The organism is Streptomyces sp. NPDC050418, assembly GCF_044458745.1.
Classification (GTDB): Bacteria; Actinomycetota; Actinomycetes; order Streptomycetales; family Streptomycetaceae; genus Streptomyces.
This window is the reverse complement of the sequence record NZ_JBITIG010000001.1, coordinates 93,218-113,562: the sequence shown is the minus strand read 5'-3', so window position 1 is coordinate 113,562 and position 20,345 is coordinate 93,218. Positions and strand designations below refer to the sequence as shown.

At 69.2% G+C, this 20,345-nt stretch carries 23 protein-coding genes; 12 read left to right on the top strand and 11 right to left on the bottom strand.

Annotated elements, in window-relative coordinates; genetic code table 11:
• Positions 1 to 5: 5 nt before the first annotated feature.
• Positions 6 to 1,154, bottom strand: coding sequence for an MFS transporter (locus tag ACIBI4_RS00530; protein ID WP_399201983.1), 1,149 nt, complete (start codon positions 1,152 to 1,154; stop codon positions 6 to 8).
• A 196-nt stretch (positions 1,155 to 1,350) separates the two neighbouring features.
• Between ACIBI4_RS00530 and ACIBI4_RS00525 the strand changes: the two genes are divergently transcribed.
• Both ACIBI4_RS00525 and ACIBI4_RS00520 read left to right on the top strand, forming a co-directional pair.
• Positions 1,351 to 2,502, top strand: coding sequence for a hypothetical protein (locus tag ACIBI4_RS00525; protein WP_399201277.1), 1,152 nt, complete (start codon positions 1,351 to 1,353; stop codon positions 2,500 to 2,502).
• A gap of 25 nt (positions 2,503 to 2,527) precedes the next feature.
• The gene (locus tag ACIBI4_RS00520) at positions 2,528 to 2,992 is read left to right on the top strand and encodes a peroxiredoxin (RefSeq protein WP_399201276.1); all 465 of its coding nucleotides are present in this window, start codon (positions 2,528 to 2,530) and stop codon (positions 2,990 to 2,992) included.
• Positions 2,993 to 3,035: 43 nt separating this feature from the next.
• Here ACIBI4_RS00520 and ACIBI4_RS00515 read toward each other — a convergent pair whose 3' ends face one another.
• The 5 genes from ACIBI4_RS00515 to ACIBI4_RS00495 form a co-directional block, all read right to left on the bottom strand.
• Entirely contained in the window at positions 3,036 to 5,348 is a 2,313-nt protein-coding gene (locus ACIBI4_RS00515) for an FdhF/YdeP family oxidoreductase (protein WP_399201275.1), read from the bottom strand.
• Positions 5,349 to 5,586: 238 nt separating this feature from the next.
• Positions 5,587 to 6,183: an HAAS signaling domain-containing protein gene (locus tag ACIBI4_RS00510; RefSeq protein WP_399201274.1), complete on the bottom strand. Its 597-nt coding sequence runs from the start codon at positions 6,181 to 6,183 to the stop codon at positions 5,587 to 5,589.
• Positions 6,180 to 6,551: a PadR family transcriptional regulator gene (locus ACIBI4_RS00505; protein ID WP_399201273.1), complete on the bottom strand. Its 372-nt coding sequence runs from the start codon at positions 6,549 to 6,551 to the stop codon at positions 6,180 to 6,182. Before ACIBI4_RS00505 ends, ACIBI4_RS00510 begins: the two co-directional genes overlap by 4 nt.
• A gap of 84 nt (positions 6,552 to 6,635) precedes the next feature.
• On the bottom strand, positions 6,636 to 7,274 hold the full coding sequence (locus ACIBI4_RS00500; RefSeq protein ID WP_399201272.1) for an SMI1/KNR4 family protein: 639 nt from the start codon (positions 7,272 to 7,274) through the stop codon (positions 6,636 to 6,638).
• Positions 7,275 to 7,303: 29 nt separating this feature from the next.
• Positions 7,304 to 7,654: a hypothetical protein gene (locus ACIBI4_RS00495; RefSeq protein WP_399201271.1), complete on the bottom strand. Its 351-nt coding sequence runs from the start codon at positions 7,652 to 7,654 to the stop codon at positions 7,304 to 7,306.
• 205 nt (positions 7,655 to 7,859) lie between these two features.
• Between ACIBI4_RS00495 and ACIBI4_RS00490 the strand changes: the two genes are divergently transcribed.
• A complete protein-coding gene (locus ACIBI4_RS00490) occupies positions 7,860 to 8,345 on the top strand; it encodes an HPP family protein (RefSeq protein WP_399201270.1) in 486 nt (161 codons plus the stop codon).
• Between the two features lie 49 nt (positions 8,346 to 8,394).
• Complete coding sequence (locus ACIBI4_RS00485; RefSeq protein WP_399201269.1) at positions 8,395 to 8,781, top strand: VOC family protein; 387 nt, start codon at positions 8,395 to 8,397, stop codon at positions 8,779 to 8,781.
• Positions 8,782 to 8,829: 48 nt separating this feature from the next.
• On the opposite strand, the gene ACIBI4_RS00480 is transcribed toward ACIBI4_RS00485, so the two are convergent.
• On the bottom strand, positions 8,830 to 9,408 hold the full coding sequence (locus ACIBI4_RS00480; protein WP_399201268.1) for a dihydrofolate reductase family protein: 579 nt from the start codon (positions 9,406 to 9,408) through the stop codon (positions 8,830 to 8,832).
• Between the two features lie 163 nt (positions 9,409 to 9,571).
• On the opposite strand from ACIBI4_RS00480, the gene ACIBI4_RS00475 reads away from it, so the two are divergent.
• Together ACIBI4_RS00475 and ACIBI4_RS00470 are read left to right on the top strand one after the other, a co-directional pair.
• On the top strand, positions 9,572 to 10,153 hold the full coding sequence (locus tag ACIBI4_RS00475; protein ID WP_399201982.1) for a DinB family protein: 582 nt from the start codon (positions 9,572 to 9,574) through the stop codon (positions 10,151 to 10,153).
• 364 nt (positions 10,154 to 10,517) lie between these two features.
• The gene (locus tag ACIBI4_RS00470) at positions 10,518 to 10,784 is read left to right on the top strand and encodes a hypothetical protein (protein WP_399201267.1); all 267 of its coding nucleotides are present in this window, start codon (positions 10,518 to 10,520) and stop codon (positions 10,782 to 10,784) included.
• Between the two features lie 7 nt (positions 10,785 to 10,791).
• Here the strand turns inward: ACIBI4_RS00470 and ACIBI4_RS00465 are convergent, their stop codons facing one another.
• A complete protein-coding gene (locus tag ACIBI4_RS00465; RefSeq protein WP_399201266.1) occupies positions 10,792 to 11,394 on the bottom strand; it encodes a hypothetical protein in 603 nt (200 codons plus the stop codon).
• 160 nt (positions 11,395 to 11,554) lie between these two features.
• On the opposite strand from ACIBI4_RS00465, the gene ACIBI4_RS00460 reads away from it, so the two are divergent.
• On the top strand, positions 11,555 to 12,916 hold the full coding sequence (locus ACIBI4_RS00460; protein WP_399201265.1) for a hypothetical protein: 1,362 nt from the start codon (positions 11,555 to 11,557) through the stop codon (positions 12,914 to 12,916).
• A 104-nt stretch (positions 12,917 to 13,020) separates the two neighbouring features.
• Positions 13,021 to 13,506: a hypothetical protein gene (locus ACIBI4_RS00455; RefSeq protein WP_399201264.1), complete on the top strand. Its 486-nt coding sequence runs from the start codon at positions 13,021 to 13,023 to the stop codon at positions 13,504 to 13,506.
• On the opposite strand, the gene ACIBI4_RS00450 is transcribed toward ACIBI4_RS00455, so the two are convergent.
• Complete coding sequence (locus tag ACIBI4_RS00450) at positions 13,487 to 14,428, bottom strand: LysR family transcriptional regulator (RefSeq protein ID WP_399201263.1); 942 nt, start codon at positions 14,426 to 14,428, stop codon at positions 13,487 to 13,489. The genes ACIBI4_RS00455 and ACIBI4_RS00450 overlap by 20 nt on opposite strands.
• Before the next feature lie 223 nt (positions 14,429 to 14,651).
• On the opposite strand from ACIBI4_RS00450, the gene ACIBI4_RS00445 reads away from it, so the two are divergent.
• Positions 14,652 to 14,798 (top strand): hypothetical protein, encoded by a 147-nt coding sequence (locus ACIBI4_RS00445; protein ID WP_399201262.1) that lies wholly within the window; start codon positions 14,652 to 14,654, stop codon positions 14,796 to 14,798.
• A 55-nt stretch (positions 14,799 to 14,853) separates the two neighbouring features.
• Positions 14,854 to 15,201, top strand: coding sequence for a YciI family protein (locus ACIBI4_RS00440; RefSeq protein WP_399201261.1), 348 nt, complete (start codon positions 14,854 to 14,856; stop codon positions 15,199 to 15,201).
• A 55-nt stretch (positions 15,202 to 15,256) separates the two neighbouring features.
• On the opposite strand, the gene ACIBI4_RS00435 is transcribed toward ACIBI4_RS00440, so the two are convergent.
• The gene (locus ACIBI4_RS00435) at positions 15,257 to 15,769 is read right to left on the bottom strand and encodes a hypothetical protein (protein WP_399201260.1); all 513 of its coding nucleotides are present in this window, start codon (positions 15,767 to 15,769) and stop codon (positions 15,257 to 15,259) included.
• Positions 15,770 to 15,946: 177 nt separating this feature from the next.
• On the opposite strand from ACIBI4_RS00435, the gene ACIBI4_RS00430 reads away from it, so the two are divergent.
• On the top strand, positions 15,947 to 17,155 hold the full coding sequence (locus tag ACIBI4_RS00430) for an alginate lyase family protein (protein ID WP_399201259.1): 1,209 nt from the start codon (positions 15,947 to 15,949) through the stop codon (positions 17,153 to 17,155).
• A 178-nt stretch (positions 17,156 to 17,333) separates the two neighbouring features.
• On the top strand, positions 17,334 to 19,394 hold the full coding sequence (locus ACIBI4_RS00425; protein WP_399201257.1) for a serine/threonine-protein kinase: 2,061 nt from the start codon (positions 17,334 to 17,336) through the stop codon (positions 19,392 to 19,394).
• A gap of 3 nt (positions 19,395 to 19,397) precedes the next feature.
• Here ACIBI4_RS00425 and ACIBI4_RS00420 read toward each other — a convergent pair whose 3' ends face one another.
• Positions 19,398 to 20,324 carry an SRPBCC family protein gene (locus ACIBI4_RS00420; protein ID WP_399201256.1) on the bottom strand — a complete coding sequence of 309 codons (927 nt, stop codon included), beginning with the start codon at positions 20,322 to 20,324 and terminating at the stop codon, positions 19,398 to 19,400.
• Positions 20,325 to 20,345 lie beyond the last annotated feature (21 nt).

The window sequence follows — 20,345 nt, the reverse complement described above, 5'->3', positions numbered from 1 at the left end:
GTCCCTCAGAGCCCCTCGCCACCCCGCGACAGTCCACGCATCCGCCCATACGCATAGACGCACCCCGCGAGCGCCAGATCGGACAGCAGCATGAAACCGATCGAGTACGAGTCCTTGGCGCTGTAGACCGCGCCCATCACCAGCGGTGGCACGAAGCCGCCGAGGCCGCCGACGGCGCCGACGATGCCGGTCACGCTGCCGACCTGCGGCGGCGGTGTGACCTGGGCGACGAGGGCGAAGACGCTGCCGCCGGCCGCGCCGAGTCCGGCGGCCATGGACAGGAAGCAGATCGTGCCGATCGGGGCGAGCGGCGGATCGAAGGCCTGGATCACGGCGAACACCGCCACCACGGCCAGCGACCAGGCGGTGACGGTCGCGGGGTGGATCCGGTCGGCGAGCCAGCCGCCGAGCGGCCGCGCCACCACGGTGACCACCGCGAAGCCCGCCGCCTTCGTGCCCGCGTCCGTCGGCGCCAGCTCGTACCAGGTCTTCAGATACGTCGGCAGATACACCCCGAACGCGACGACGCCGCCGAAGCCGATCGCGTACAGCGCGGACAGCTCCCAGGTGACCCGCAGCCGCCCCGCCCCCTTGAGCCGGTGGGCGAGCGAGGCGTCGGGGATCTTGCGGTCGGGACGGTCGGTGATCAGGAGCGCTCCGAGAACCGCGAAGACGGCGAGCGCCGCCGCGACGACGAGGAACGGCAGGTTCTCGCCGTGCTTGGCGATCCGCGGCGTGAAGTAGCCGGAGAGCGCCACACCACCCGTGCCCATGCCGAACACACCGATGGCGAAGCCGCGCCGCGCGGGCGGGAACCAGGAATTGACCAGCGGCACACCGATCGCGAACGTCGTGCCGCCGAGACCGAGCAGAAATCCCGCGCCGAGCAGCGCCGTGTACGAGTCCTTGGCGGGAATGAGCAGCAGGACCGGGATGACGGTGAGCGCGGACACGATCGGGAACATGACCCGCGCCCCGTAGCGGTCGGTCAGCGCACCGACCGGGATCCGGCCCAGCGAGCCGACGAGGACCGGTACCGCGACCAGCAGGGACTGCTGGAAGGAGGTCAGCCCCAGCCGGTCGTTGTACGTGCCGGCCAGCGGCGCGATCAGATCCCAGGCCCAGAACGTCAGGGTGAACCCGATCGTCGCCATGACCAGATTCCGGTACGCGGCGGCCGGTACACGCTCGGCGGTTTCGCTACGGGGTCGCTCCACGCCGCAACGCTAGGCACGGTCCTGTGTGACCGCGCCGCACGCTGCTCCGTATGGCGGGTCCGCCACCCTCCCTGCGGCGCCGGGACGCGGCGGCTCATACTGGTGTGTCCCTGTCCCCGCTCGGATTGACTTCATGGCCAAGCAAGCAAGTCCCACGACCGTCATCCCCGATACCGCTTGGCTGGCACGCGGGCGGCACCTCGGCCCCGATCCCGAGCTGGACGTGCGCCGCAACCTGATCGCGCTCAAGGCCGCCGGAGTCCTGGACGACTTCATGGAGCTGGAGCCCGCCGAGGCGGCGCGCTCCACGGCCCTGTACCCGCGCGAACCGGCCGCCGACCCGGGCCCCTCCGCCCGCCGTGTGTTCGAGGCGCGCTGGCGCGTCGGCGACGGTGTCACGGTCCGTGCCCAGCTGACGACGTACACGGGCGAGGCCCGCCGCAGGAGCCAGGAGTCCGTGGCCTGGATCCTCGCCGCCGAGGCCGAGCAGCGCTGGGAGCCGGCCTGGCCCGCGCCGGTCACGATGTTCTGGCCGGACGGCGGCCGCGTCGAATGGGACCACGACATGGTGCCGGGCGTACGGCTCGGCTCCCCCAACCACCTTCCCGCCGACGACGACGAGCTGCGCGAGCTGCTCCGGGACTGCGCCAGGCAGAGCTGGTACCTCCGCTTCGTCGTGCACGAGGCGATGACCCCCGACGCCCTCGGCCGGCGGCCCCTCGCCGCGTTCCTGCCGCCGAGCCTGCGCCACCAGGTGATCGAGCACCGGGCCACACCGCAGCAGGCGCAGATTGCCGACTTCGCGCTGCGCAAGGAGTTCGGTGTCCGGATGCCGCGCGGCGGCGCGGTCGTCCTGCCGGGCGCCGAACCCCACCCGGCGTACGACGCCGACCGCTTCACGCTGCACACGGTCTTCCTCGACGGCACCGAACCGACCGAACTCATCACCCGCATCATCGAGTTCGCCTCGATACCGAGGCCGATGTCCGCGGAGGCCGAGGCCGCCCTGACCCGGCTGCGCCGAGGCTGGCACCTGCTCACCCCGGACGAGGAACTCGCCCACGCCCAGCGCATGGTCCACCACTACGCGGAGGCCCTGGAGGCGATGACGCAGTCCCGCGACCGCTACCAGGAAGCCACCGAAGCCCTCCAGTCGGCGCTGAAGGAAGCGACCAACGGCGAGGTCCCCACGCCCGGACAACTCCCCGTACCCCCCAAGCCCACCACATCGCCCCGCACCGCGTTCACCAAGGCGATCGGCCGGTTCCGGGCCCCTGGGAAGTGACTTACCTGCGAGTAGGGTGTGGCCCATGAAGACGCGCATCGAAGCCGGCGACACAATCGAGGACTTCACGCTCCACGACGAGACCGGCAGCCCTCGCACTCTCAGTGAACTGCTCACGCACGGCCCGGTGGTGCTCTTCTTCTACCCCGCGGCCCTCACCCCCGGCTGCACCGCCGAGGCCTGCCACTTCCGGGACCTCGCCGCAGAGTTCGCCGCCGTCGGCGCCCAGCCGGTCGGCATCAGCGCCGACCCGGTCGAACGCCAACAGGAGTTCACCGAACGCCACTCCCTCGGCATGCCCCTTCTCTCCGACCCGGACGGCACCGTCCGCACCAAGCTGGGCGTGGCCCGCGGCTTCTCGGTCCTGCCGACGAAGCGCGTCACGTTCGTCATCGACACCGACCGCAAGGTCCTGGAGACGATCCACAGCGAGATCCGCATGGGCGTCCATGCGGACCGGGCGCTGGCGGTGTTGAAGGCGCGGGCCTGATCCGCGTCAGGCGGCGGCAACCGATTCCGTCTCGACCGAATCCTTATTCCGCCGGCCCGATCCGCACCTTCACATGCTTCATGATCGGCTGATCGCTCTGCGTGCTGAAGTCGCCGAGCGCGCACAGCACGTTCATCTCCGGCATGTATCCGGCCGCGCAGCCCCGCGGGATGTCGTACGGGATGGCCAGGTAGCCGTTGAGCTGCCGGGTGCTGCCGTCGCGTGCCGTGCTGGTGATGTCGACCGGGGCCATGTCGTCGATGCCGCGTTCGCGCATGTCGGCGCGGTTCATGAAGACGAGTGTGCGCAGGTTCCTGATGCCGCGGTAGCGGTCGTCGGCGGAGTAGATCGTGGTGTTCCACTGGTCGTGCGAGCGCATCGTGCCGAGCGCGAGCGTGCCCGGTTCGGGGACCACGTCCGCCAGGTCGGCGGCGGAGAACTCGGCCTTGCCGGACGGGGTGAGGAAGACCAGTTCGCGGGCGGGTTGCTTGATGCGGAAGCCGAGCGGCAGCCGCACGCGGCGGTTGAAGTCCTCGAAACCGTCGAGGACCTGGGCCATGGTGTCGCGGATCCGGTCGTAGTCCTCGATGTACCACGGCCACGGTGTGGGGCTGTCGGGCAGCGCGGCCTGCGCCATGCCGGCGACGATGGCGGGTTCGGAGAGCAGCTGTTCGGACGCGGGCTTCTTCATGCCGAGGGACAGGTGCACCATGCTCATCGAGTCCTCGACGGAGGTCCGCTGGATGCCCGTGCGCTGGTGGTCCTTCTCGGTGCGGCCCAGGCACGGCAGGATCAACGCCCGCTTGCCGTGGACCACATGACTGCGGTTGAGCTTGGTGCTGACCTGCACGGTCAGGTCGCAGGTGCGCAGTGCGGCGAAGGTGACCGGGCTGTCGGGTGCGGCGAGCGCGAAGTTGCCGCCCATGCCGATGAACACCTTGACGTCGCCCGAGGCCATGGCCCGGATCGTGCCGATGGTGTCGAGCCCGTGTTCACGCGGAGGGTCGATCTTGCAGACCTCGGCGAGCCGGTCGAGGAATTTCGGTGCGGGCCGGTGGTCGATACCGCAGGTGCGGTTGCCCTGCACGTTGCTGTGCCCGCGCACGGGGGAGGGGCCAGCGCCTTCGCGGCCCAGATTCCCGCGCAGCAGAAGCAGGTTGACGATCTCGCGGACCGTATCGACGCCGTGCTCGTGCTGGGTCAGGCCGAGGCACCAGCTGATGATCGAGCGGTCGGATTCCCGGTAGACGCGCGCCGCCTTGAGGATGTCCGCGCGGCTGATCCCGGACTGGCGCTCCAGCTCATCCCAGGAAGCGGCCTCGCAGACTTCCTTGTACGCCTCGAAGCCCGCCGTGTACCGGTCGATGAACTCCCGGTCCAGCGCCTTCGGATCCGTCGCCGACTGCTCGAGGATCGCCTTGGCCATGCCGCGCAGCAGCGCCATGTCGCCGCCGATGCGGACCTGCAGATTGAGGGTGCTCGTCTTCGTGGATCGCAGGAGCGCCATGTCGAGGAAGTCGTGCGGCACGATCGTGCGCGTCGCGGCGGCTTCCACCAGCGGGTTGACGTGCACGATCTGCGCGCCGCGGTGGTATGCCTCGGCCAGCGCGGTCAGCATGCGCGGCGCGTTGGAGGCCGCGTTGACCCCGAAGATGAAGAGCGCGTCGGCCGTCTCCCAGTCCTTGAGGTCGACGGTGCCCTTGCCGGTCCCGAGGGAGGCCTGCAGCGCGCGGCCGCTCGCCTCGTGGCACATGTTGGAGCAGTCGGGCAGGTTGTTGGTGCCGAGCTCGCGGGCCATCAGCTGGTAGAGGAAGGTGGCCTCGTTGCCGAGCCGGCCGGAGGTGTAGTACGAGGCCTGGTTCGGGTTGTCGAGCCCGCGCAGCGTACGGCCGACGAGCTCGAAGGCGTCCTTCCAGCTGATCGGTACGTAGTGGTCGGAGCCGGGGTCGTAGACCATCGGCTCGGTGAGGCGCCCCTGGACCTCCAGGTCGTAGTCGCTCCACCCGGCGAGTTCGGTCACGGAGTGCGCGGCGAAGAACTCGCGGCCGACGCGCTTGCGGGTCATCTCCCACGTGACGTGCTTGATGCCGTTCTCGCAGATGTCCAGGTGCAGGCCCTTGGTGTCGTCGGGCCAGGCGCAGCCCGGACAGTCGAAACCGGACCGTTCGTGGTTCATCTTCATGATGGCCCGCGGCCCGTCCACGGGTTCGCGCTCCCGCAGCAGGAACCGGGTCACGCTCTTCGCGGCACCCCAACCCGCGGCGGGATGGTGATACGGGCGGAACTCGGGCTCGTCCGCGGACACCGGCCCGACGTTCGGTACCGCTGATTCCCGGCCGTCATCGGACGCAGCCAAGGCTCTCACCTTCCGTCACGCGAACGCGCGCCGCCGACGGCAACCCGGTCCCGGGCCGCTCGGCGCGCTGCCTGCCGCCCAGGCTAGGTCCGGCATCGGGCGGGTGCCACCGGGCATGGGCACGCGTGAGCGTCGTCGACCGCATGCCACCCGGGCGCCGTAAAGCAGGAGTGGCGGGGGGCCGACACGGCCACCCGCCACTCCTCACCCGCTACTCGTCAGCGCCGGGGCCGAGCCCTCAGACGCGGCGGCGCGCTCGCCACAGCCAGGCCGACGTACCGATCAATACGGCGAGCGTGATCAGGTTGGCCACGAGCGCCGGGGTCTCGCCGGCCGGTGCAACGGTGGTCTCGTCCCACACCAGGATCGCGGTGGTCGGCAGCACGGCGGCCAGCATGACACCCACGACCTTCTGAACCGGCGCCCAGTGCACGGAGGTGCACAGCAGCACCGCACCGACAATGCGGAGCAGGCCACTGCAGAACTGCAGCGCGGTCACGTCCGGCCCGAGCACCGCCAGGAAGTACGGGACGGTCAGCATCAGCAGCGGAACGATCGGGTGCACCTTGCCGCGCCGGGCGGCGGGTGCGGCGGCCACGACGGTGCGGCCGTCGAGACCGCCCGCCTCGGCCAGCGCCGTGGACGCAATGGTGCGCGGATCGCCCAGCTCGCCGAGGATCTCGCCGACCGGGACATCGGGACGCTCGGCCCGCGTGACCTCGATGTGCTCGGCGAGGTCCGCGAGCAGCTCCTGCCGACGGTCCGCGGGAAGTGCGGAGGCCTCACGCTCGACGGCGGCGAGGTAATCGCGAACGGGTTCGGCGGTGGTCTTCATGCGAGGTCTCCGAGGGTGTGGGGGGCGGTCAGGAAGGCGTCGACGGCATTGCGGAAGCCGGGCCAGACGCGGGTGAACTCGTCGAGCGCGGCCCGGCCGCTGTCGGTGAGGGCGTAATAGCGACGAGGGGGGCCGGAGGTGGACTCCTGCCAGGTGGTGGTGACCAAGTCGTCGCGGCGCAGCCGTGACAGCAGCGGATAGACCGTGCCCTGGCTGGTCGCCAGGGCGCCGGAGTCCTCCAGCGCCTGGAGCAGCTCGACGCCGTACCGGGGACGGTCCCGCATCAGAGCGAGCACACAGTACTCGAGCACTCCCTTGCGCAGCTGCGCGGCTGCCCGCGCCTGCTTACTGTCATGACCTGGTTCCATGCAAAGCAAGATACCAGGTGAAGCAGCGTGCCCCGAACGGCCCCCATGGAATCCGTACGGAAGGTCAGAACGGCTCGCCCTGCGTCATCGCGCCCAGGGCTCGTCCCGCCACTGCGGGACCTCCTTGTCCAACCACTCCTCGACGGTCAGCCGCCAAGGGTCGGTGGGCTCGCGCTCGGCCACATCGGACCAGCTGTGCTCGGCCAGGTCCGGATCGACGATCAGCCGGTCGAGGAAGTCGTCGAAACTGTCGGCGACCTCCGCGAAGACACCCTGGGACATGTAGCCGGGCAGGGGAGTGCCGTGCACGAATGCACATACCTGACCGTGGCCCGCCCCCGGATTGAGATCCAGGAACACCGTGTCGCTCCCACCGTTCCGCGCGATCGGCAGCAGGCCGGCGAGCGGCACCTCATCCGCAAGCCACCACTCACGAGACTTCTGGTACTCGCCGACCAAGGTGCCCCACCCGTACTCGTCCTTGCGGTTCCGGCCCAGCCGATGAAGCTCGTCGAAGCCCTGCACCGGTGATGGCTCACACCCGGGCACGTGCACGGCGTACGGCAGACGAGCACCCCCTGCCTCCTCCAGGAACAAGCGATAGGACTCCGGCACGGGCAGCCCGACCGCCTGCTCCACCGCCTCGAACTCGGCGCGCTCGAACGCCGCGAACGGCCCCACGACCATGCGCCCCCGAAACCAGCGCGACGATTCCTCGGACATCCTCGAACCCCTCGATCTCCCCGCGCCGCTCAGTCGCCCTGAGCCCACGCCGCGACTGGCAACGACAGATACACACCGAACTCATCGAGCCCGGTCGCCGCACGGATCCCCTCGTGCAACACGTCCACGCGCTCCTGCCGGTCGGCCGCCCTGCTCGCGAACCACTTCGACCTGATCTCGATCACCACCGGCAGCCCGCTGCGATCCAGTGGGCCCAGCTCCCGGAAACGGATCTCGACATCCCCGGGCTGCAGATCACCGTCGTACGGCTCCTCGGGACACTCCACGGCAAGCGACACCAGATGGGGCAGCACGGAGCCGAGTTCGCGCAGCACGGGCTCCGGTACCGAGGACGCATAGGTCACTTCGACAAGCGGCATCCCCGCACCCTAAACGCCACGGCCCGCGCGACGTCGAGCCTCCCGCGCCGCACTCCGCCACCCACCCTCCTCAGGTGTCCGGAAGACGAGACACCCCAACCCGTCCTTCAACATTTTGTTTAAAGTCAGTCGATCTGCTAGGCCCGCCCTGCCACCCGGGCCCAACGGTCCTGCCCGCCTGTGCACCACCGGAGTCCGAATCACCGTGCCGTCGCCAACCCGTCCGACCCGCAGGGACCTCCCGCATCTCCTGCGCGTCACCGCATTCGCCATCGGCGCCCTGCTCGCACTCACCCTGGTCGGCGGCATCCTTCACCAGCCGCTCCTGATACCCCCGTTGGCCGCCAGCGCCACCCTCGTCCACAGCGCTCCCGGACTGCCCCTGGCCCAGCCGCGCAACGTCATCGCGGGCCACCTGGTGTCCGCCCTCATCGGCTTCGCGACCCTCGCCGTCACGGGCCCCGGCCCCTGGGGAGCCGGTGTGGCAGCCGGCCTCTCCCTGGGCGCCATGATGCTGACCCACACCTCCCACGCCCCGGCCACCGCCACGGCACTGATCGTGGTCCTCCAGTCCCCGGACCCGACCGCATTCCTCGCCCTGCTGGCCCTCGGCACGACCCTGGTCGTGGCCCTGGGCATGCTCCCGGGCCGCATCGGGCGCCATCCGGTGCGCTATCCGGTGACGTGGTGAACTCGGCGGCGACTCGCCCCAACGGCCCGCCTTCTCCTACCGTTCCGCCATGCAGATCGTCGTGACACTGGACTGTGTCGACACCGAAGCGCAGGCGGAATTCTGGCTCGCAGCGCTGGCCCCGCTGGACTACCGCCGCGGCTTCGAGGGGATGCCCTACCTGAGCCTGGTCGGCCCTTCCCCCGCTCCCACGCTTCTCCTGCACCGGGTCCCGGAGCCCAAGCAGGGCAAGAACCGGATGCACCTGGATCTGGACTTCGACACCGAAGACCTGCTCGCCGAAGTGGAGCGTCTAGAACGGCTCGGGGCCCGGCGGATTACCGGCGAAATGAGCGAGCACGGCTTTCGCTGGATCGTGGTCGCGGACCCCGAGGGCAACGAGTTCTGCGTGTTTCACCCTCCGGCCAAGGTCGTTACAGGTCGCGTCGCGGGCTGAGGACGGTGCGTGCGGATCCGTCTTCGGCTCGACGCGCCCAACCCGCCCCTAACCGTGCAGCGCGGGCCGGTAGATGAGCTCCTGCGTACGCCCGTCGAACGTCCGGTGCTCCAGCAGGTCGAGGTCGAAGTCCTCCGCACCCCCGAAGACCGGGAAGGCGCCCGTCCGACCGCTGATCACCGGGAAGATCGTGACCTGGACACGGTCGACGAGCCCGGCGGCCATCAGCGCCCGGTTCAGCGACAGGCTGCCGTGCGAACGCAACGGGACGCCGGATTCCTTCTTGAGCCGGGAGACGACATCGACGGCGTCGCCGGTCGCGACGGTCGTGTCCGGCCACGGGAAGGGTCCCGAGACCGTCGTCGACACAACGGTCGTCGGCATGCTCAGCATCCGCGCGTTCACCGGGTCGAGGTCGTCGAGCGGGATCTGGCCCAGCAACTTCACGAACATGCGAAAGGTGTTGCCTCCCAGCACCATGAGCTGGTCCTCGCCGAGCACGGCACGGCGGTTCTCCAGGAACTCAGGGCCGTGCTTTCCCCAGTAGCCGCCCCAGTCACCATCGGGCCCGTACGACCCGAAGCCGTCGAGAGTGCAGAAGACGTCCCAGGTGTACGTAGCGGCCATGATGCGCTCCTCGCGTGGGGGTGACGGTGTGCCTGTTGCGGGTTGAGACCTCTCGGCGCCACGAAACTCATCGCCGCTGGGCCCACGCGTCGCACCTTCACGTCCGCCCTCGGACCCGCCCCGATCTTGAGGCCGGGAACATGCCGTGGCAGGCTCACCCTTCATGATCGACGACTTCGCGAAGAACAACCTGCTGTGGCGACTGCGACGGGACCGCCAGGCCCTGCTCTGGAAGCTCGACGGCCTGTCCGATTACGACGCCCGCCGCCCCCTGACGGCGACCGGGACCAACCTCCTCGGTCTGGTGAAGCACGTGGCCACCGTCGAGGCCCGCTACTTCGGCGAGGTCTTCGACCGCCCGTCCCCGGAACCGCTGTGCAAGTGGCAGGACTACGACGGCGGCGACATGTGGGCGTCCGAGGACGAGACCCGCGAGGACATCGTCGCGTTCTACCGCCGCACCTGGGAGCACTCCGACGCGACGATCGACGAGCTTGCCCTGGACGCCCCCGGGCACGTGCCGTGGTGGTCGGAACCGCATCCGAACACGAACCTTTTCGCCGTCATCGTCCACGTCCTGAGCGAGACCCTCCGCCATACCGGCCAGGCCGACATCCTCCGCGAGAACGTCGACGGCCGCACCGGTCTGCGCGCCGACTTCGAGCAGCCGATCGACGAGGAGGCCCGCGCGGCCTACCGGGCGAAGCTCGAGCAGGCCGCCAAGTCGGCACCGGTCAAGGCTTGAGGGACGCATCGAGGTCGAGGTCGTCGGAGTACCCCGATGTGCGGTACGAAGGCGATGTCGACGCGCTTCCGGCAACCGCGGCCGCCGTGGACTTGGCCCACCGGCGCGCGGTTACATGGGGACCATGATGCGTACGAGGTCATCTGCCGTGCTCGCGTTGGTTGTTGCTGCCGTCATGGCCGGCGTCCAAGGGTGCTCGTCGAGTTCCCCGGACGCGGGCGACAAGGACCCGTCCGCGGCGTCGAGCGCGACGGCATCGGGATCCGAAGGCCCGCAGGAGTCCTCCCCGGGTAAGACGAAGCCGTCACCGAGCGGACCGTGCGCGGATGGTGAATGCGAGATCGAAGTGGCCGTCGGAGACGTAGTGGCGATCCCCGCCTCGTACGGCCTCGGCCCACTGACGGTGAAGGGGATCGCGGGCAAGTCGGTCGAACTGACCGCACCGCTGACCGGGTCGGGCTACAGCATCTCCGGATGCTCCGGCGGGGGAGGGACGTCCTCGAACGGCGGGGGCGGCGTGGTGCTGCGCTGCGACAAGGGAACGGTCGCGGTCATCAACGACACGATGAACCTGCAGGTCATCATGGTGCAGTCCGCCTCGGCAGAGCTGCGCATCAAACCCGCTGGATGACCAGCACTCACTCCTCCAAGGCGGGCCACGCGGCAACCAGCGCTCGCTCATCCGCGAAGCGAGGCCCGGGCACGGTCTCGTCCAGCGCTTCACCGTTCAGCCAGTACAACTGCTCAGGCGCACCATCACCGGTGTCGAAAAGACAGCACACCCCGCCACTCGCAGCGGTGAGATCGACGAATGTCTTCCTGACACTCGCCGACCGCGCGAACAACCGGCTCATCCCCGACGTCGCGGCCCAGCACTCCACGGAGGCGTAGCCGGGGTGCAGGAGCGACGTGAACCGGACCGTCACGTACACGTACCCGATCCGAACGCGTCCGCCCACCTCCAGCTGCGGACCGTTCAGTTGCGCGTACTCGCGCAGCGCGTCATCCGCGTCGAAGAGGAGGGACGTATCCAGCCCGAGCGTGCTGCCCGGGGCGGAACAGTCGACCGGATCGCTCTCGAAGTGCGACGTGAACGGCAGAACGAGCCGCTCACCACCGGGCAACGTGACCTCAAGCGGCGCTACGGCGCGTGCCGGTGGCGCCAGCGCGGCGAGACGGGTCAACGCCCGGCTGACGTCCCGCGGCCGCAGATAGAACTCGTATCCGTAGATCAGCCCCACGCTTCCTCCTCTGCCGGCCGGTCGGAGCCTGAGATCCGCGTGGGCGAGATTCTCCCAGACGTCCCGCACTCGCAAGCGCGTTTGTCCTGCCATGCCAACGGGGACACTTGGCGGTGCCTCCGCAGCGGGGGTACGCAGGGGAAGCCGGGGGGTTCGTGCCATGCGCGAAAGCAGGCCGGGCGAGCGGGTGAAGCAGTTGCCGGTTGCGGCGCTGCCCGATGCCGAGCTGAAGACGTGGAGTGTGACCGACGCCGAACAGTGGCGTGCGGCCCGAGTGCCCGGTGTTTTCGCGCCCGTCGCGGCCAGTTGGGTCGCGATCGTCGCTGTGGTGGTGGCGTACTGGCTGACGTCGGCTTTCTCGGACTCGCCCGCGTCGTGGCCGGGTGGCGCCGAGGTGGGTACGGACTGGCTGCGCTATCCGGGAGCAGCGCTGCTGGCGTTCCTGCCGCTGTGGTACCGCCATGTTCCGGTGCTCGCCGCGGCGGCGGCTGCGATCGTCGCGGCGTACGCAGCAGTAGCCGTCACCGCCGCCGATGGCGGCGTCGAGCAGGCCGGCCACCTGCTCGTACTCGCCGTGACCGTCTGGCTGTTCACCGGGAGCTGCCTGCGTCTGCGGGCCCGCCGCACGCAGCGCGCGCTCTTCCTTGCCGCCGCGGGCCCTCGGCGGTTCCCGCTGCCCGCGCGCGTGCCCGAGTCCGATGGATACCGCGGGCACGCGCAGGTGTACGCAGGCGCCGCGCTGTGCCTGATCGCTGCCGCTGTGCTGACCGACGGTCTGATCGGGGACCTCTCAGGTTCCACCTACGACGCGGTGGGCCACCAGACCGTGGCCCTGCTGCTCGCGCTCCCCGGCAGCACCCTCTTGGCGCGGGGCCTTGCCGCCTACCGGGCTGCTCGGCGCCTGCACGATGAGGAAGCCCACCCTGCCCTGCGCGTGGGCATCCGCGTCGCCCCCGACGGCCGCCACTGGATCCACCCCGACGCCCGCATACGCGACGGCCGGCCGATGATCTCGTACGCCCCCGAGGGCCGGAGCACCCGCACACCCACGCAACTGCTGGGCTCCGCCTCCTATGGCATCGGCGACGGACACCACAGCATCGACCCGTTCAAGGAGGCCTTCGAGGCGGTCCTCTACGGTCCGGTGCACGAGGGCGCGGAGATCGTCGTGGCGTACGCGAGCATCGCTTACCACTACCGTCAGGAGACGGGACAGATGAGCCTGAGCGTCACGACAGCCGCCCTGCTCCCGAACCGCCGCCATCGCCTCGGCGCGTCGCAACCGGTCGACGGCACGGAACACGAGCGCGCACGGCGCGAGAAGGTCCGCGACGATGCGATACGGGCCGAACGCCGGGACGAACAAATCCGTCAGGCCCAGGCGCAGCGCGCAACAAGGGCCAAGCAGGCCGGTGCCGGCACCGCGGGCGGCGCCACCGCCGCCGGTTGCGGCGGCGGCACCAGCGGCAGTGACAGTGGGTGCGGTGATGGCGGGTGTGGTGGGTGCGGCGGGTGCGGGTGACGGCGAGGGGCGAGGGGCGAGGGGCGAGGGGCGAGGGGCGAGGGTGAAGTCGTAGCGCTCGCCGGATCGGAGAGAGTCCGGCGCCCGCGGGTTAGGTTTGCCGCATGACCGAGCTTCCTGGCGGCGGCAGCGTCGCCGACACGTATCGACACGTTTCAAAGCTGATAACGCCTGCCGAGGACTTACGTCTGCCCGGCGCCTATCTGAAGTGGTACGACCTGCGACGGGAGGATCTGGAGCTCTCGGAGAAGGAACGTCAGCAGGCCCGCGACTTCCTTGTCTCCGTGGACCTGCCGTTCGACGACGAGCTGGGCTTCGTGATCCTCCACAAGTGCACCCCGACGTTCTCGTTCCTGCTGGTGCAGACGTGGCGCGGTGAGAACGAGCTCTGGGAGACGGTGTTCGCGAAGAACGACGGACCCTTCCGCCTGCACACCTTCCCGGGCAACCACCGCGGCACGTTCTGCGTGTGGGAAATGGGCGCGGTCTGGCACGAAACACAAGCGTGGTCCCGGTATCTGGCCTCCGGGCGCGACGAGCAGGCGCGCAGGCACTATGTCGAAGACCGGTTCACCGGCGTCGTCCGATGATCTCGCCCCTTGGGTCCGTCTGGGGGCCGCCCCCGCACCAACGGGCACCGCGTTCCGTCGCCGCCTGGGCGAGTGCGTGCACCAGTGGGGTCGCGCGGTCCGTGCGCCAGATCAGGCCCCATTGGACGGGCGCCGCGTCGTGGACGGGCAGAAAGGCGATGTCGGGCTGTGCGTAGTAGCGCCGCCCTTCATCAGGGACGGTACACACCACGTCTCCTGTCGCGACGAGGGCGAGGACCTCGTAGAAGGTGGAGACGGACGGTCCGCGGCGGATCGGACGCCCCGACGGTGTGCGGTGCGGCAGGACAGCGCCCACCCAGTCGTCGGGACGGGGACCGGCCGGGCTCGGAACCGTGTGGTCGCCGAGCTCCTCCATGCTCACCGTCGCCCGCCCGGCGAGCGGATGGTCCGCGGCGACCATCAGATGCAGCGGTTCTTCGCGCAGCACAACGCCGACGGTGAGGTCAGGTTCGCGCACTGGCAGCCAGGCGGCCACGGTGTCGACCTCGCCTGCCCGCAACGCTCCGAACGGATTGCTGAAGAACACCTCCTTGAACCGGAGTTCGACGCCAGGGTGCTGGGCCCGGAAGTGGTCGAGGACGGTGCGCATCTCATGCATCTGCGCACCCATCACACCGACTGTCAGTACGGAGGGAGGCCGACGGGCGAGGGCCGTGACCTCCGCCATGGCCGCTTGGATGTCGTCATAGGCCGGCTTCAGCCTCCGGTGGAGTTCTTCGCCGAGGGGAGTCAGGTGTACGTGCCGACTGGTCCGCTCGAAAAGCTGCGCTCCGATGCGGCGTTCCTGCTTCTTGATCGCCTGGCTGACGCGAGCCGGGGAGACGCTCAGCCGCTCGGCGCTGCGGCCGAAGTGAAGCTCCTGCGCGAGCGTCAGGAAGATCTCTATGTCCCGCAGTTCCATCCCGCTTCGCCCCCTCCGGCTCCGCATCCGGCCGCCGGACGGTCTCGGATCATGAACCTCTGAGTTAACGACCCTAGCAAGATCGGCAGTTGTTCCCGGGATCGGTGCTCCGCATGCTGGAACAGGTCCGGTCAGTCCCCTCCGCGGCACCCGCACCCGGCCTGCCCGACACCCCCGTAAGAACCCGAAGGAATGGTCCCGCGTGACGCCTGACCGCAATGCCGTGCGTACACCCGAATATCTGATGGCGGGCGCCGACCATCCGTACTGGCCCATCGACGTGGTGAGCGCCAACGCCCGCACCATCATGTTCGGTTCCCCGGAGGACATTGCCCGCATCGCCGCCACCGAAGGCCTGGGGCGGCCATGACAACACCCCACGAAGCCACCCGTTCTGCTGTACCCACAAAAGTGAGGAACCTGCTGTGAAATACGCCCTGGTCATCTTCGAGACCGACGCGTCGCGCGCTCGGATCCGGGCCGACCGCGATGCCCACCGTGCGGCCTACGAGACGTGGATCGGCAAGCTGGCTGCCACCGGCAAACTGGCGGGCGGTGACGCCCTCGACACCGAGCATCAGGACCCTGTCACGGTGCGCACGGCATCGGACGGAACCGTCTCGGTGACCGACGGGCCCGTGCACGGCGGCGAGGAAACCCTCGGCGGCTGGTTTCTGCTGGAGGTGACCGACCACGCCGAGGCCATCGAACTGGCCCGCAGCTTCCCCACCCCCGAGACAATCGAATTGCGTCCGGTCCTCGAATCGGCCTGACGAGCGCCTCACCCCGCCCGCCCTCTGGACCGGCGTCGGCGTGAGCCGCCGGCTCTCATCCGCTCAGCCGATGCTTCACGTACTCCGGATCCGGTTCTCCCACTTCGATGGTGTTCTCGTCGAGCCCGTTGCCGATGCGGAAACAACCGGCATCGAAGGCGAACTCCACCGCGACGGTGCCATCGGCCAAGTCCTGGCCCGGCGCGCGCCATTCGAGCAGGGATACGTCGCGGAGTAGCTGGCCGACGTACGGCTCGAGCCGTACGTCGGCACCGGACCACGCGGGCGTGAAATCGGAGTCTTCCCAGCCGGTGATCGCCGCGGTGGTGTCGATGGTGTTCCAGCCGATCGACAGCTCATCGAACTTCCAGTGGCAGATCTCGACTCGCACGCCTTCGAAGTCCAGCACCACCGGGCAATCAGCGAACCAGTCTCCGTCATCGACGAAGCGCACCAGCGCGAACCCGCTCAGGCGCCGCCCGCCCAACTGCGCCAGCCGTAGACCGTGATCCTCGCGGACGGCTTCGAGTCCGACCACGAAGTCCGGCTCGAAGCCGGAGATTCCCATACGCACAACACCGGATTCTCCAGAACCTCCAGTGACGCAGCCAGTCATTAACGCCCGGGTTCCGTGTGTTCTTGCGTGGCACTTGACGCGGCCATGGTCTGTACCTATGTTCTCCAGCCGACGCCATGTTCACGTCAACGTCCAGCGTTCACATACAGGAACGGATGGCCCCCCACCATGCAGCCTCGCCACAGAAGGCCACGCACTGCACTGTTCTCCGCTCTCGTCGCCTCCGTCGCGGCTCTCGTCGCCGGGCTCATCGCCTGGCCCGGGGCCGATCGCGCGGACGCCGCCCCCGCCGTGTTCGTCCACCCCGGAGTCACTGTCTCCAAGGGGCAGTTGGACTTCACCAAGGCCAAGCTCGACGCCGGCGCCCAGCCGTGGAAGAGCGCCTTCGATCAGATGAAGGCCGGCAAATACGCCGACCTGAACCGCACCCCGAAGCCCCGGGCGACAGTCGAGTGCGGCTCGTACTCCAACCCCAACTACGGCTGTACGGACGAGCGCGAGGACGCCATCGCCGCGTACACTCACGCGCTCGCCTGGTACTTCACCCGCGACGAGCGCCACGCGAAGAAGTCCATCCAGCTCATGGACGCCTGGTCGGCCGTCATCCAGGACCACACCAACAGCAACGCGCCCCTTCAGACCGGCTGGGCCGGCTCCTCCTGGCCCAAGGCCGCGGAGATCATCAAGTACACGTACACCGGCGGCTGGGCGAACGAGGGCCGCTTCCGGACCATGCTGCGGAACGTGTACCTGCCCGAGGTGATCAACGGGTCGAACTCCAACGGCAACTGGGAGCTGACCATGATGGAGGCCGCCATCGGCATCTCCGTCTTCCTGGAGGACAAGGCCTCGTACGACAAGGCGATGGCCAAGTTCCGTACACGCACCGCCGCGTACATATACCTGTCGTCGGATGGCGCGCTGCCCAAGACGGTGCCCAGTCAGAATCTCGACACCAGGGAAAAGATCGTCAAGTACTGGCAGGGCCAGTCCACATTCGTGACCGGGTTGTCGCAGGAGACCTGCCGCGACTTCACGCACACCGGATACGGCATCTCGTCCATCTCCCACATCGCCGAGACCAGCCGCATCCAAGGACAGGACCTCTACGGTACCGATGTCGGCGAGCGGCTGCGCCAGGCCCTCGGCTTCCACTCCAAGTACCAGCTCGGCGAGGCGCCGCCCAGCTGGCTGTGCGGCGGCTCCGTCGAGCGTGGCCTCGGCCCGGTCACCGAGGTCGGCTACAACGCCCTGCACACCCGCCGCGGCATCGCCATGACCAACACCCAGAAGCTCACCGAGCAGCAGCGTCCGGCCGGTTCGAACAACCTGTTCGTTGCGTGGGAGACCCTTACCCACGCCGAGAACCCCAGTTGATCCCCGGGACCGGCTGCGGCTGGTCCCGACCCATGCCCGGCCGGGCACCGGCAGTCACGCCGGCGCCCGGCCGGTTCCGTACAGGCGCAGGTAGTCTGGCGGGCGCCGAGCCGGAGTCATGCGAAGTGCCGAGGCCGGCTGGGGTTCGGTGCAGGCACATCACGGGGGATTGCAGCGTATGACCTTGCAGGACGGGGATCCGCGTTCCATCGGCAGTTATGCATTGGAGGGCCGGCTCGGCGCGGGCGGCATGGGAGTGGTCTACCGTGCCCGTTCGCTGTCGGGCCGGCAGGTGGCCGTCAAAGTGATCCGGCCGGAGCTGGCTCAGGACGCGGGGTTCCGGGACCGCTTCCGGCGTGAGGTGGCCGCCGCGCGCCAGGTGAGCGGTGCGTTCACCGCGCCGGTCGTGGACGCCGACCCGGACGCCCCCACGCCGTGGCTGGCGACACTGTTCGTGCCCGGCCCCTCCCTTGCCGAACGTATTGCCGGACAGGGCCCGTTGGCCCCGGGTGAGGTGCTGCGCCTGGCGGCCGGTCTGGCGGAGGCGCTGCGGGACATCCACCGCGCGGGGCTGGTCCACCGCGACCTCAAGCCGGGCAATGTCCTGCTCGCGGACGACGGCCCGCGTGTCATCGACTTCGGTATCTCCCGGGCCAGCGACGGGACTCAGCTGACGCAGACCGGCACGGCCGTCGGCACGCCGCCGTTCATGGCGCCCGAGCAGTTCACCGGCGCCCCGGTCGGCCCGTCGGCGGACGTGTTCTCGTTGGGCTCGGTCCTCGTCCACGCGGCCACCGGACATGGTCCTTTCGACGGGGACAGCATGCACACGATCGGCTTCCGCGTCGTCTACGAGGACCCGGACCTGACCTCGCTCCCGGACGAACTGCGCTCGCTGGTGACCTCCTGCCTCGCCAAGGACCCGGCGCAGCGTCCTACCGTGGACCAGGTCCTGCAGACGCTCGGCGCAGCCGGACCGAGTGATGCCGTGCCCCCGACCGTGTTGTCACCGCAGCCCACGGCGCCGGCGGGGTTCGGACCGCCGCCGACCGTGCAGGGCGCCGCCCTCGGTCCTCGTCGGATACGGCTCATGCGCCGACCTGCGGTCATCGCCGCCGCAGCCGCCCTGGCAGCTGTCGCGATCACCGTGCCCGTACTGGTGAATCAGCTGGGAGACGACGGCAAGAAGTCCGGCACCGGCACCGGTCCGTCCCCGTCGTCGAGCGCGTCCCAGGGCGGGGGAGGGCCGCTGAACTCCTCTTGCGCGGAGCGGTCGGGGATGACGCGCGGCGCCGGTTCCCAGACCCAGCAGCCGGCTGTCAACGCGTGGATCCGCGACTACACCACGGCCTGCCCGGACCAGGACATGTCCTACGACGGCGGGGGTTCCGGGTTCGGCTACATGGACTTCAAGGGTGAGCGGGCCGATTTCGCCGTCCTCAACAAGCCCATGAGCGCGGCCGAATCCACCTGGGTCGACCAGAGGTGTGGCGCCGGCGGCGCTGTGCAGTTCCCTGTGACCACCATGCCGGTGGCGCTCGTGTTCCATCTGGAGGGCGTCGACTCCCTTACGCTCAGCGGCAGGACCATCGCCCAGATCTACATGGGCAAGATCACGCGCTGGAACGATCCGCAGATCGTCGGCCTCAACCCCGAAGTGACCCTGCCCGACCGGACCATCACCCTGTTCCATCACCACGGCCAGTCCGAGTCCACGCAGACGCTCACCGAATATCTCGCCGGCGCCGCGCCCGACGACTGGCGCTACATGCCCAGCATCTCCATGCCCGACCTGAAGAGCGAGGCCGTCCCGGACGAGGACATCGCCGACAAGGTCACCGCGACCGACGGCTCACTCGCCTACGCGCCCATGGACATCGTGACGCAGGCGAAGCTGTCCGCCGCGTCCCTGGACACCGGCGCCGGCAAACCGGTCTTCCCCGATGCCGAGTCCCTCACCGAAGGCGCCGCGACCGCCGACGTGGTCGACCCCACCCGCAGGGACATGGCGATGAAGGTCGCCTACGACACCACCGCGGACAACGCCTATCCGGTCTTCCGGTTCGGTTACGCCGTCGTGTGCGCCAAGCACAGCAGCAAGACCACCCCGGATGTCCGCCCCTTCCTCGCCCACGCCCTGAGCGAGAAGGGTCAGAAAACAGCGGCGGAACTCGGTTACGGCGCCCTCCCCGAACCCCTCACACAAAAGGGCCTCAACCTCATGAACGGACGCCGCTGACCGTCACTGCTCGCGGGCGGAAGCCATCTCACCTGCGTCGACACGGCGTGACAACTCCCGTTCGCCTGCCGTCGGTGCCGCGAGCGCGAAGGCTCGATGGGTGCGGCGCAGCATCAGGCGGGCCATGAAGGGATGGCCGAGGCGCACGACGCCCCAGTAGAGGCGCCCTCGCAGAGATTCCGCCGCGGCGACGGTGCACAGCCAGACGTGGGTGTCGTCAACCAGGATCGAGGCGCGGGCGGTGACGCCGGCGGTGTCCACGCGCAGAAGGATTTCCCGGTCGTCGCGGGCGATGACGGGGAACGCTTCGCGGAGGATCGGCGTCCACGCCTGAGGGTCGCGCGGCAGGCCGGGGAGCAACGGCATGCGGTACGCGTCCTGGTAGGCGGGGCGGTCGAGTGCCGTATGGATGAGGCGTGCGTGATCAGGTATCGCGCTCGTCTCCGGCTTCGCCCACATCAGGGCGCCGAGCAGGCGGACGCGCGGGGAGTGGCGTATGGGGTGGGCGAGTGAACTCGTCGTCACGCGTTCGATGTTGTCGAAGACCTCCTCGACGATCGTGTCGTGAAGAGGCTTGACCGCGGCGAGCCAGCCTAGGTGTCCGACGCTGCTGTACTTCAGCTCCAGTACATGCCGGACGCGGCTGTGCCCCTGGCCGAGTGGTTCGACGGTGAACTCGTGGTAGCCGTCCAGGGGAGGGGTCATGTCGAAGCGGATGCGGTGCCCCGGCTCGAATTCGGTGACCTCGTAGGTGATCGGTCCGTGGCCGCCGACCGCGCCGACCTGAAGCGGCCGGTCGAAGTGCATCGGATCCCAGGCGGGGGTCGGGAAGATCGGGTCGTCTTCGGCCGAGAGCCGGTCGAGCAAGGCCCCGACGGCCTCGGCCGGTGCCTCGATCACGCGCTCGTGCACACTGCGGATCCGGGTCATCACGCACCTCCATACGCTGCC